The 12,265-nt window shown below is 63.4% G+C and carries 12 protein-coding genes; 7 read left to right on the top strand and 5 right to left on the bottom strand.

Annotated elements, in window-relative coordinates; all coding sequences use genetic code 11:
* Positions 1 to 157 precede the first annotated feature (157 nt).
* Entirely contained in the window at positions 158 to 1,357 is a 1,200-nt protein-coding gene (locus Q1K70_RS21860; RefSeq protein ID WP_300164812.1) for an aspartate aminotransferase family protein, read from the top strand.
* Positions 1,358 to 1,459: 102 nt separating this feature from the next.
* Here the strand turns inward: Q1K70_RS21860 and Q1K70_RS21855 are convergent, their stop codons facing one another.
* The 5 genes from Q1K70_RS21855 to Q1K70_RS21835 form a co-directional block, all read right to left on the bottom strand.
* A complete protein-coding gene (locus Q1K70_RS21855) occupies positions 1,460 to 2,221 on the bottom strand; it encodes a papain-like cysteine protease family protein (protein WP_300164809.1) in 762 nt (253 codons plus the stop codon).
* A gap of 348 nt (positions 2,222 to 2,569) precedes the next feature.
* A complete protein-coding gene (locus Q1K70_RS21850; RefSeq protein WP_300164807.1) occupies positions 2,570 to 3,160 on the bottom strand; it encodes a hypothetical protein in 591 nt (196 codons plus the stop codon).
* A 114-nt stretch (positions 3,161 to 3,274) separates the two neighbouring features.
* Positions 3,275 to 4,762: a radical SAM protein gene (locus Q1K70_RS21845; protein ID WP_300164804.1), complete on the bottom strand. Its 1,488-nt coding sequence runs from the start codon at positions 4,760 to 4,762 to the stop codon at positions 3,275 to 3,277.
* Positions 4,763 to 4,840: 78 nt separating this feature from the next.
* Entirely contained in the window at positions 4,841 to 5,575 is a 735-nt protein-coding gene (locus Q1K70_RS21840) for an MBL fold metallo-hydrolase (protein ID WP_300164801.1), read from the bottom strand.
* A 160-nt stretch (positions 5,576 to 5,735) separates the two neighbouring features.
* Positions 5,736 to 8,207: a sigma-54 dependent transcriptional regulator gene (locus Q1K70_RS21835; RefSeq protein ID WP_300164798.1), complete on the bottom strand. Its 2,472-nt coding sequence runs from the start codon at positions 8,205 to 8,207 to the stop codon at positions 5,736 to 5,738.
* 219 nt (positions 8,208 to 8,426) lie between these two features.
* Here Q1K70_RS21835 and Q1K70_RS21830 point away from each other — a divergent pair, with 219 nt between their 5' ends.
* From Q1K70_RS21830 to Q1K70_RS21805, 6 genes are all read left to right on the top strand, one after another.
* Entirely contained in the window at positions 8,427 to 8,843 is a 417-nt protein-coding gene (locus Q1K70_RS21830) for a universal stress protein (RefSeq protein WP_300164795.1), read from the top strand.
* Positions 8,844 to 8,861: 18 nt separating this feature from the next.
* Positions 8,862 to 9,158, top strand: a complete 297-nt coding sequence (locus Q1K70_RS21825; RefSeq protein ID WP_300164792.1) for a DVU0150 family protein — start codon at positions 8,862 to 8,864, stop codon at positions 9,156 to 9,158.
* A gap of 29 nt (positions 9,159 to 9,187) precedes the next feature.
* A complete protein-coding gene (locus Q1K70_RS21820) occupies positions 9,188 to 10,255 on the top strand; it encodes a sulfite exporter TauE/SafE family protein (RefSeq protein ID WP_300164790.1) in 1,068 nt (355 codons plus the stop codon).
* Between the two features lie 32 nt (positions 10,256 to 10,287).
* The gene (locus tag Q1K70_RS21815; protein ID WP_300164787.1) at positions 10,288 to 10,896 is read left to right on the top strand and encodes a DUF4881 domain-containing protein; all 609 of its coding nucleotides are present in this window, start codon (positions 10,288 to 10,290) and stop codon (positions 10,894 to 10,896) included.
* A gap of 73 nt (positions 10,897 to 10,969) precedes the next feature.
* The gene (locus Q1K70_RS21810) at positions 10,970 to 11,236 is read left to right on the top strand and encodes a hypothetical protein (protein WP_300164784.1); all 267 of its coding nucleotides are present in this window, start codon (positions 10,970 to 10,972) and stop codon (positions 11,234 to 11,236) included.
* Positions 11,233 to 12,030, top strand: a complete 798-nt coding sequence (locus tag Q1K70_RS21805) for a hypothetical protein (protein ID WP_300164781.1) — start codon at positions 11,233 to 11,235, stop codon at positions 12,028 to 12,030. The genes Q1K70_RS21810 and Q1K70_RS21805 overlap by 4 nt, the downstream gene beginning before the upstream one ends.
* Positions 12,031 to 12,265: the final 235 nt, after the last annotated feature.

Here is a 12,265-nt window from a genome sequence, read left to right as displayed (position 1 = left end):
GGCAGCACAAGTCTGGGCGTGCTTCTCCATAACGGATACGTAGAACAGACTCTTTAGGAGTTTTTTTGGAAGGTGGGGGTCCGGGGGAGGGAACCTTTTTTTGCAAAAAAAGGTTCCCTCCCCCGGAATTCCACTCGCAATCCCAAGGAGGATCGCAATGAGCGAAGCGTACGACGCGCTCAAGGCGCGGGAGCAGGCGGCGATCATGAACACGTACGGCCGGTACCCCTTGGCCATCGCCTCGGGCAAGGGCTGCCGACTCTACGACTGCGACGGTCGCGAATACATCGATCTTCTGGCCGGCATCGCCGTGTGCAACCTGGGCCACTGCCGCGAAGAAATCGCCGAGGCCGTGGCGGCCAAGGCCCGCGAACTCGTGCACGTGAGCAACCTCTTCACCCAGCGCGAGCAGATCGAGCTGGCCGAGGCGCTCAAATCCACCTGCCACGCCGGCAAGGTCTTTTTCTGCAACTCCGGGGCCGAGGCCAACGAAGGAGCCATCAAGCTGGCCCGGCGCTACATGCGCACGGTGAAAAACCGCGACGCCTACGAGATCGTGACGCTCACGCACTCCTTCCACGGCCGCACGTTGGCCACGCTGACGGCCACGGGCCAGGACAAGATCAAGTTCGGCTTCGATCCGCTGCCCGAGGGCTTCGCCACCGTGCCCGCCGGCGACATCGAGGCCATGCGCCGGGCCGTTTCGCCGAAAACGGCGGCCATCCTGGTGGAGTGCATCCAGGGCGAGGGCGGCGTGAATCCGCTGTCCCAGGACTACGTGGACGCGCTGGCGGCCCTTTGCAAGGAAAAAGACATCCTTTTCATGTGCGACGAGGTGCAGTGCGGCATGTGCCGGTCGGGCAAGTTCTGGGCCTTCCAGCACTACGGCGTCACGCCCGACGTCTTCACCTGCTCCAAGGCCCTGGCCAACGGGTTGCCCATGGGCGCGGTGCTGGCCACGGACGAAGTCGCGGCCGGCTTCGCGCCGGGTTCCCACGCCACGACCTTCGGCGGCGGCGCGCTGGTGTCCACGGCGGCGGCCAGGACGATAGGCATCATGCAAAAGGATAGGCTGGCCGAGCGGGCGGCCCGCCTGGGCGATTTCGCGATGGCGCTCTTCGAGGACGTCAAGGCGCAATATCCGGACAAGATCGCCACCATCCGCGGCATGGGACTCATGCTCGGCATCGAGCTGACCTTCCCCGGAGCCGAGGTCTGGAAGGAGCTGCTCGCGCGGGGCTTCATCCTGAACCTGACCCAGGACACGGTGCTGCGGCTTCTGCCGCCGCTGGTCATCGAGCAGGAAGACCTGAAGCTCTTCGCTTCGGCCCTGGCCGACGTGCTGGGAGAGTATTGATCCATCTCGACCGTCGTTGCGGCAGTCGGACCGATTTCGGGTGAAAAAACGGCCAGGGCGACATGCTCTGGCCGTTTTTCATGGCGCTGGCGATCGTCGGCTTCAGACCTCGATCGTGTCGTATGTCAGAATAAAATCGAGTTTGTTCTCGATCTCCTCGGCAGGCCGTATGCTCGTTTTCCCGGTCCAGGGGTCATAGATCTCCAGCTCGGTGAAGGAAAACTGCGAACAGGTCCCGCAATGAGGAATGGCGGCCTTGGGGAAGGAGAAGCGCGCGCCGACAATGACGACCGCATGCCCAGGCTCGTCGCCCGTGCCGGCAAGTCCGATCATGACCGGTTGCCCATCGGCCAGCGTGACCAGGATAATTTCCGACCCGTTGGGCATATAGGTGACCCCCCCGAAGCCCAAGGCGGTCATGGCGTCCATGACCGAACCGGCTTGCTCGTTCACTCCCTTGGGCGATCCTTTCTTGATTTTCGTGACGATCGCTTCCTGCTCGACGCGCACATGGAAGTTCGCCGCTATCAAGAATTGCGAACAGGCGGCCCAGCAATACCCTTCATCTTTTTGCTTTTCGCCGACGGGAACCTTGGAGCAAGCAATGACGTAATCATTGTCGCCGACCTTCTTCGCGCGATCGAGTATCTTGGTATGCGGCTTACACGTTCCTGACGATCCATTGATCTTGATCATGGACGCCATCTTTGTGCAGGCGTTGGCAGCATCAACAGCCTGTTCCCGCTCCTTCTGCATGGAATGCTTGGCGGACTGAATGTTGACATTATATTTATTATTATAATAAGCCGTCGAATGGAACGGATCATCCAATTGAGGCTTCGGCATTGGCAGCAATCCGTCCATGACGTGGACGCCTGAGGTGATGCACGAGGAGAGACAGAACGCAGAAATCAAAAGAAAAAACAAAGTTACGGATCTCATTCTCTTATCTCACGTATTTTATAGTAAGACAAAAATAATTTTTCAAAACATTTTGAAAACCGCCTCTATTGACCTGGAGACTCTGCAGGAACTGGGGCTCTCATTTCGCTTGGGGTTTGGACAATAGTGCTATTTGGCGCCCTCGTTTCACTCGGCGTATGAATAACACCGCCGTATTTTCGGCAACCGGCAAGGCAAAGGGCGGCGAGGCACAAACCAACCGTCACAAGCAAAGCGAACTTCCTGCCTGCAAACTGCTGCATAACTCACCTACGCTTCTATATCTTTCTGTATTTCCTGCGTCATGCACATCACAAGTTCTTCGTAAATATTTTTTATTACGCAGTTATGCCCATCGCACTCGCTCTCGAGTTTTTGCGAGGCGAAAGGAACCTCCCAGAGTTTGGCCAGGATATCATTCAGTTCTTTCGTTTTCGCGGCGACCTGCGGATTGTCGTAATACGCTCTGATGTAGGCGAGCATCGATTCCGGCTGACGTTCCTCGACGATGGCAGAAAACGACTTGAAAAACAGTTCCCCGACTTTCTCCCTGTCCAGGCCCAGATATGTCTCCTTATCCTTCTTCACGAGAAACGAGGAGAATTTGGCATACATCATATAATTTGCAATGTAGCGGGGAAAACTCGCAACGAACTCATCCAGGATTTTCTCTTTCCTTTCGAGTGAATCCTGCCTGCGTTGAGCCTTGGCCTTGTAATGGTTCTGCGCGTAGGGAAAGAAAAACGATAGAATAAAAACAACGAGCACCTGGACAAGCCCAGTGCTCAGGCCCGTGATGAACGCTGACCGGTCCGACGACGTCAGACCGGCCAAAAAAGGAAAAAAATTATCGATCGACATGCTTAACAAATTCGGTACGTGCTCTTACACCTCCTGTCAACAGCTCGCACCATCATCACGCCCATTACGGCTGTTCGTTTCAACAGAAAGCCGCGTTACGGTCGCATGCCCATTCTAGCGAAACGCCCGCATGACGAAGGTCCAGGCGGACTTGAGCACGCTTTTAAGCCCCTTGCGACGGCCCATTTCCAGAAGGATGGACAGGCTCTGGCCGGGTTCGCTCAGGTATTTGACGAGCTTTTTCTTCGCCACCCGCCGGGAGAAGAGGCCGTACCAGCGGTCGATCTCCGCGGCCGGCAGGTCCGGGTAGCCCACCACGCACGAGCCCATGCCGTCGAAGCTGGTCAGGTCCTTGGCCACCAGGTAGCCGCGTTCGCTGGCCCAGGCGTACATGGGCGTGCCGGGATAGGGCACGGCCTTGGACACCTGGGCCGTGTCCACGTCGAGCTCCTCCATGAAGGCCATGGATTTCTTGATGGTGGCCTCGGTCTCGCCGGGCAGGCCCAGGCAGAAGGTGGCGTGGGTGCGGATGCCGAGTTCGCGGCACCACTTGACCACCTGGCGGCATTTGTCGAGGTCCAGGGGTTTGCCGATGGCTTTGAGGATGCCCGGGTCGGCGGACTCCACGCCGAACTTCATGCCGATGCAGCCGGCGTCGGCCATGGCGGCCAGGGTCTCGCGGTCCACGAACATGGCGTCGCCCATGACCGTCCAGGGGACCGTAAGCCCGCGCTTCCTGATGGCGGCGCAAACGCCCAGCACGTGGGACTTCCTGACCACGAAGCTCTGGTCGTCGAAGTAGAACTGGCGCGCCCCGAAGCGCTTGACGCAGTACTCCATCTCCTCGGCCACCTTCTCCGGGTCGCGGGCGCGGTAGCGCGGCGAGGCGTACATGATGTGGCGTTCCTGGCAGTAGACGCAGCCGCAGGGGCAGCCGCGCGAGGAGACGATGTTGATGCAGGGCGAATAGAGCGTGAAATCGGGGTAGATGGTGGCCGGGAAGTCCTCGCGGTCCGGGAAGGGCAGGCTGTCGAGGTCGGCCAGCAGCTCGCGCCTGGCCGTGACCAGCACGTCCCCGTCCTGGCGGTAGACCAGACCGGCGATGTGGCCGAAATCGTCCTTGCCGGCGGCGAGAGCCTCGACCACTTCCTTGACCGTGAATTCGTATTCGCCGAGGGCGGCGAAATCGAGGCAGTCGTTTTCCTCGAGCAGCGCCGCCGCGGCCACGGTGGCATGGTTGCCGGCCACCAGCACCTTGCAGCCCGTGGCCTCCTTGACGGCGGTGAGGAACTTGAGGTCGTCGGCCAGCGTCAGCGCGGCCAGCTCGGTGACGAGCAGGTCGGGCTTACGGTCCTTAACGGCCGCCAGCATCTCGGCGTCGGTGAGGTCCATGACCACGCCGTCGAGGCCCGAGCAGGAGGCGGCGGTGTCGCGCTTGCAAAGGGCCAGGGCGTAGGCCAGCCAGAAGGGGAAGGGATAGTAGTCGACGGATTTGGCGTAGCCGATGGTCATGGGCCAGCGGGAGCCGGCCTTGATGAAATGGCGCACCTTGCCGTCGGGATCGACCTTGACCCCGGCCAGGTTGGCGAAAAGGACGTTCATGGGGGCGATGCTCTCCTTTGGCGGGCAAAAGCCGTCCGGTCAGGTAGCATTTGCCCCGTCAAAGATAAACCCCGCGCCCTACCGCAACTCCCGCACCCGCACCTCGATGCCCGAGTCCTTGAGCAGGGCGACCAACCTGGCCGGGTCCGTGTCGCCGTAGTGATACGGATAGAGCACCTTGGGCTTGAACCTCTTCGCCGCGTCGGCCGTCATCTCCGGCGTCATGGTATAGGGCAGGTTCATGGGCAAAAAGGCGACGTCGATGTTTCTGAGGTCGGCCATCTCCGGGATGTTTTCCGTGTCCCCGGCCACGTAGACGCGCACGTCGCCGAAGGTGAGCACGTAGCCGTTGCCCCGGCCCTTGGGATGGAAGGGCGTGTCCGGGGCGCGCATGTGCACGATGTTGTAGGCGGGCACGGCCTCCACGGGAATCCCGGCCACCACGGCGGCCTGGCCGTTTTCGAGCACCATGCCCCGGCCCACGGCCTGCAGGCAGGCCCCGGTCAGCACGAACGGCGTGTCCGGGCCGGCGATCTTGTCCAGGGCCGCCACGTCGAGATGGTCCTGGTGCTCGTGGGTCAAAAGGACCAGATCCGCCGGCGGCATGGCCGAGTAGTCGCCGACTTTGGCATAGGGATCCACGTAGATGTTCTTGCCGCCGTATTCGAAGCGCAGCGAACCGTGGCCGATGAAAAAGATGCGAAGCACCCCGCCGGACGTGGCGATGTCGTCGCTGGCCGGGGGAGCGGCCTTGGCCGGAACGGCCAGCCCGAGCACGATCAGGCAGGTCAGGGCGATGCTTTCCGCGATCATGGGACGCCTCCAGGGTTTCCCGCCCTCTACCAGCCTTTCCCGTGGGGAAACAAGCCCCGCCCCGATCGCGCCCGAGCTTTGCCCAGCGTGCGTTTCCGAGACGGCATGTCCCGCAGCCTGATTTCACTTAACAAAGGGCGGCATCTTTTCGATCGTCGCCCTACTCCTCCCGATGATGACGGATGTGATAGCGGGTCGCCGGCCCACGGCCTTCCTTATCCAGGATGCCGCGCCGCACCAGGTCCTGGAGGTCGTGCTGGGCCGTACGCTGGGGCACGCCGCCGCCGGCGTCCTGGTAGTCCTGGCGGCTGAAGGGGCCGTGGTCGAGCAGGGCGCGCAAGGCCTTGCGCTGGCGGCTGGTCAGGGGCGTGTCCAGGGCGGCGGACTCGGGCAGGGCCTCGGCGGCGGGCGCATCCACGGGAAGGGCGTCCGGAGTCGCCTCGTCCTCGAAGTGGATGTCCTCGGCCAGGATGAGATCGCGTTCGGCCAGGGCGGCGGCGCGGATGATGCAGTTCTTGAGCTCCCGCACGTTGCCCGGCCAGGCGTGGGCCTCGAGCTTGTCCAGAGCGCCCCGGGACAGGCTCAGCTCGCCCTTGCCCATGCGCCGGGCGGCCAGGCGCAGGAAATAGCCCGCCAGCACCGACACGTCCTCTATGCGCTCGCGCAGGGCCGGCGTGGACACGGCCAGCACCTGCAGCCGGTAGTAGAGGTCCTCGCGGAACTCCCCGCTGGCCACCAGCTCCTTGAGGTTGACGTTGGTGGCGGCGATGACCCGGGCGTCGAAGGAGGTTTCCTCGTCGCTGCCAAGGGGGCTTATGCGCCGCACGGACAGGGCGCGCAACAGCGCCTGCTGCACGCGGGGCGAGGCGTTGCCGATCTCGTCCAGGAGCAGGGTGCCGCCGTCGGCGGCCAGAAACGCCCCCTTGCGGTCGCTTTTGGCCTCGGAAAAAGCGCCTTTGACGTGGCCGAACAGGGCGTCCATGAGCAGGTTCTCGTCCAGCGCCCCGCAGTTGATGGAAATGAAGGGCATGGGCGCGCGGTCGCTCAGGCGGTGAACGGCCTCGGCCGTGAGCTCCTTGCCCGTGCCGGTCTCGCCGATGATGAGCACGTCGGCGTCCGTGGCCGCGATCTTGCGGATGCGTTCGAGCAGCCGCAGCATGGCCGGGCTCTCGCCCACGAGGTCCTCGAGTTTCTCTCCGTCCTGCCCTTTGCGCGATTTTGGCGCGACCAGCGGGACCTTTTCCTTGGCGCGAACCGAACGCAGGCGTTCATCCCTGACTTTTATTTCCATTTCCTTGGATAAAACGGCGGCGATCAGGCGGTTGATGGCGCGCTTGAGGGTGGAGGATTCGAGGTCGCTGTCCGGAAGCTCGATTTCGTGGAGATGGCCCTCGTGACGCATCTGCCCCACGGCGACGGTCAGACGCGTGAGCGGCCTGGTGATGACCCGGGCCAGGACCACGATGAGCAGGGCCAAGGTCACGATGGCCCCCAGCGTGGTCAGGAACATGATGTTGATCTGGCCGAATTCCGCCGCCCGGGGCAGCAGGCTGCGGTCCACGTAGACGATGCCGCCGACGACCACGGGCTCGGTCGCGCCGCCCTCCTTGAAGCGCACCGGGGCGTAGCCGATGAAATCCTCGCTGGAGGCGATCTTGGGCGGCCCGAAATCCGGCTCGCTGCGCTCCATGCCGGAAAAGCCCTGCTGCAGGCCGGTGAGGATGCGCCAGTAGGTCTCGTGACGCGCCCCGGGCCGGAAGGCGCCGTCGTAGCCCGGCTTGCCGTGGTCGCCCCCGAGGCCGCTTTTGACGTCCTCCACCGAAAGCTGCCGGTTGGGATCCTCGATGTTCTCCGATTGGAACAGCATCCAGCCCCGCTCGTCCACGAAGAAGCTCTGGCGGTTCTCCGAGGTGCGGTTGAAGCCCAGAAGCGGCGAGCGGCTGGAGTTGTACAGCGACAGGATGTTGCGCACGACCCGGGCGTCGATGGACAGAATCAGGTAGCCGGCGATGCCGCCCCCCGCGGCGGCCACGGGCGTGGTCAGGCGCAGGATGGACAGGGTCCGTTGCCTGGGGGCCACGCCCAGGCCGGTGGGCTGGTAGTACACCTCGGTGAGATCCGACAGGGTCACCTGACCGCGGGTGCTTTCCAGGGCCTTGCGCGAAACCACGAACGGGCTGTTCCTGGCCTTGTTGGCCACGTCGGCCGGCACCTCCTCCACGCCCTCGTCGGTGCGGATGAAGGCGTACTGGTGCTCGTTGTCCTCGCCCACGAAGGCGGCCTCGGCGTAGAGCGCGCCACGGGCCACGGCCGAGCCTTCCATGAACTCCCGCAGCCGTTCCCGCGTGATGGGCCGGTAGGCCAGGGACAGGATGTCCTCGCGGCAGCCGTCGAGCAGATTGTCCACTTCCCGCGCCTGGGCCAAGGTGAGAATGATGGAGCTGCGCCCGATGGCAAGGTCGATGTAATAATTGGAGAAAACGTTCAGGACCAGGCTTGTGGCCGTGAGGATGCAGACCGCGGCGGGGATCAGGAAGACGAGGAGCTTCTTGCGAATGCTCCACTCGGAGATTCCCTCGATGTAGCGGTCCGACGGCTCGGCGCGGCTGTTGCGCCGGAAGAGATTGAGCATGCGTCCTCCGCGGCCGGAAATGCCGTTGCGTGATTGGCGCGATACCCTCGTTCTGGCGCACTTAATGCGCAAAAGACCGGCCGTGTTGTCAAGCGCTTTTTTTCACGAAACAAAAAATTGTAATGAAAATAATGAAATAATTGCGCAGGCACAGCCTTTGCTTTGTACTGCGCGTTCTTTTTCACAAAGACGGCACAACACGACAGAAGGAGGTGGGAAATGCAGATTCTGGTGGCTCTGGACCAATCGAAGTTCGCGGAGACGGTCCTGGAAAAGGCCATCCTCCTGGCCAGGCAGCTCGGCGCGGCCATGACGCTCATGACCGTGGCCGAAGATTTCATGGATATCGGCGACTACATGGACACCGAAAAGGTGACCGCGAAGCTCCTCGCCGACGCCAAGGCCAAGGCCACGGAATACGCGGCCAAGGCCAAGGACGCCGGCGTGGACGCGGCGGTGCTCGTGGACCAGGGGACCTCGCCCGCCGACCTGATCATCGAACAGGCCGAAAAGGGCAAGTACAACCTGATCGTCATGGGGCACCAGGGAAAGAAGGGACTGTCGCGCTACCTCATCGGCAGCGTGGCCGGACGCGTCGTTTCCCACGCGCCCTGCTCGGTGCTCGTGATCCGTTAACCACCAAAGGGGGCTGACATGCTTATGAAATGGAAGGCGCTTCTGGCGGGATTGACCACGTTTCTGCTCCTGGCCCCGGCCGCGGCCTTCGCCGCCGGCGGCGGCGGCGCGCCCATCGTGATCGTGGCCGACACGCGCAAACTCTCCGGCATCATGGCCTGGTGGGCCAACCTCTACAACGAGTCCCACCTGTACTTCACCATCATGACTGTCATCCTCATTCCGCTGATCGGCGTGATCTTCGGCGTGCTGGCCGACATCATCATGCATTTCATCGGCATCGACCTCAAGTCCCGCGACCTGGCCGAACATTAAGATAACGCCTCAGGCGAAAGGAGCACCACATGGACTGGCTGTACATCCTCATGCCCATCGCGGGCGTCAAAATCTTCTGGCCCGGCCTCATCATCCTCGGCATCGGCGTCGGCGTCATCGGCGGCTTCTTCGGCATGGGCGGCGCCTGGATGGTCACCCCGGGCCTCAACATCCTCGGCTTCCCCATGGCCTTCGCCATCGGCACCGACATCGCCCACATGGCCGGCAAATCCCTGATTTCCACCATGCGCCACGGCAAGTTCGGCAACGTCGACTACAAACTCGGCTTCATCATGCTCTTCGGCACCATCGCCGGCTTTGAAATCGGCGCGCAAATGATCATGTGGCTCGAGCGCATCGGCAAGGTCGACATGGTCGTGCGCTGGATCTACCTGCTGCTGCTGGCGTTCATCACCTGGATGGTCTTCTCCGACGTGGCCAAGCGCAAGGCCAAGGAAAAGGCCGCCATCGCCGCCGGCCAGGAAGTGGACAAGATGGCCACCGGCCTCGAGTGGCACAAGACCCTGCACAAGATCAAGATCCCGCCCATGATCCACCTCGACGTGGCCGGCATCTACTGCTCCGCCTGGCTGCCCATCGCCGTCAGCTTCTTCACCGGCTGGCTGGCCGGCATCCTGGGCATCGGCGGCGGCCTCATCCGCATGCCCTCCCTGATCTACCTCGTCGGCTGCCCGACCCACGTCGCCGTCGGCACCGACCTCTTCGAAGTCATGATCTCCGGCCTCTACGGCGCGGCCTCCTACACCTACAAGGGACGCGTCGAGCTCGTGGCCGCCATCATCATGCTCATCGGCGCGGCCATGGGCGCCCAGGTCGGCGCGGTGGCCACCAAGTACATCAAGGGCTACGGCATCCGCATCGCCTTCGGCCTGGCCGTCATCGGCTGCGGCATCTCGGTCTTCCTGAAGCTGCTGCCCATCTACGTGCCCTCCGTCAACAAGGTCTGCGACGTCATCGCCACCTACCTGATCCTCGGCCTGGTCTCCGCACTGGCCATCTACATCACCATGAAGATGGTCGAGGGAGCCAAGCGGGAACTGGCCATCAAGGCGGCCAAAGCCGCCAAGTCGGCCTAGCGCGACAGCCAAAGGAAGCAAAGGAGAACGCCATGCGCAACATGCTGCAAAAGATACTGCTGGCCGCCCTGCCCGTCATCTTCCTGGCCGGCTGCGTGGACTACGGCAAAGTCGACCAGGGCCGCACCGTGGCCGTGGACAAGGACAAAAAGACCGTCACCATCATCCGGGACAAGGCCAACGACACCAACAATCCCGACTACAACTATCTGCCGGCCCTGACCTACACCTTCCCCACCCAGCCCGCCGAGATGGGGCCCGAGCCCAAAGCCGGCCTGCGCATGAAGCTCGACGTCGAAAAGGCCCAGGTCGTGCTCTACGATCCCCAGAAGAAGGCCTTCGTGACCGTGCCCATCCAGATCGTGGACAAGCAGGACGGCATCGACGCCAGCCATCCCCTGGTCTTCGACGACGCCGCCGGCAAGGCCAAGACCTTCCCGGCCGTGGACAAGGACAAGAAGACCGTCACCATCTACTCCGGCCGCCAGAAGATGCTCGTGGCCTTCATTCCGCCCGAGGAATACCTGAGCCTGCCGGCCTCGGCCTGGGACTCCGGCGACGAAATCCGCATCTACTACAAGGATGACGGCAAGGCCCTGCGGCTGATGAACGTCACCAAGACCAACATCTTCAAGCGTTAACCCCACACCCCGCCCCGCCGTCCCGGTCCGCTCGCGCGGGCCGGGGCGGCATGTCGAACCCCAGGAGGACGCCATGCTCTTCGACCGCTCCACCTCGCCGGCCCCGGAACTCAACAGCCGCCAGCGCCTGGCCGTCATCCTCATGGACGTGGCCGTGCTTGCCGAAGTCACGGTTTCCGTCTACATGGCCTCGAAGTCCCTCGACGAAGATTTCACCAGCGTATTCATGAAGGCGTTCTTCTCCATGTGCATACCGACCCTGGCCGCCGGCATCTACGCCATACGCCGCTTCCGCGACCGCAACCGCGCGGCCGCCCCCACGACCGAGGCCGAGGCGTGACCGAAAAAGGACTTTTGCGCCTGCGCGGCGCGTTCGGCTGGCTGGCGGCGCTGTTGTGCCTGTGCGCCGCCCTGGGCCTGGCCGACAGCTTCCTCTACAGCTTCCGCACCGGTCCCAACACCTTCGCCATCCTGCCCGGCGGCACGGAACACCTCTCCGGCCCCCTGCCGCCGGAAGCCGCCGACGCCGCATCCATGCGCGTCACCGTCGACCACCCGGGCGTGCGCCTCGTCATGACCACCCAAAGCCAAGGCTTCTGGTTCGGCAACCGCATCTGGCAGGCCGAGGTCAAGGCCGCGCCGGACGCGGCCCCGGGCACGGCCGCCATCGTGCTGCGAGACCCGAACGCCGACGAAAAAGCCCCGGTCCAGGCCTTCTTCATCCAGGTCTTCCCGGACCAGGCCGCCCTGGACGCGGCCTCGGGCTCCTACATCCGACGTCTGTCGGGCCTGCAGCCCCTGGTCGCCGCCGCATTCTGCCTCGGCGGCGCGATCCTGGCCGGCTGCTGCGTCTTCCTGACCTCGCGTCGCCTCGAGGCCCTCTGGATCCGCCAGGGCAAGGCCGTGGTCTACATGACCAAAAAAACCCCCGACGGGCTGCTCATCTCCTTCGGCCTCGGCACCAACCACGGGTTGTCCACCGGCGCGACGGTGGCCGTGGCCGACGAATCTGGCCTGCCCGTGGCCACCGCCTCGGTGGTGCGTTGCGATGCCGCGGACGCCTCGGCCCTGGTCGCGGACAAGGGCACGGCCGCCCTCGGCAATATCGTCAGCCGGCTCTCCCCCCCAGCTTAGCCAGCGTGGCAGAGCGAAGATGCCTCCGGCGGCCGGGGGGCATGATGCCCCCCGGACCCCCTCGACGGGACGGGTGGAGGTGTTGCGGCAACGTCGGGCGGCGTTGCGGTGGACCATGTGGTCGCGGAATTTCGGGCAACGTGCTGGCCGCAAAGCCGGCCACCACGTTTCCCGAAAATCCGCGACCACATGGTCCACCCCAAAGCCGCCCCACGTTGCCGCAACACCTCCAACC

The sequence above is a fragment of the Solidesulfovibrio sp. genome, from assembly GCF_029978005.1.
Lineage (GTDB): Bacteria > Desulfobacterota > Desulfovibrionia > Desulfovibrionales > Desulfovibrionaceae > Solidesulfovibrio.
This window is presented reverse-complemented; position numbering and strand designations above follow the sequence as displayed.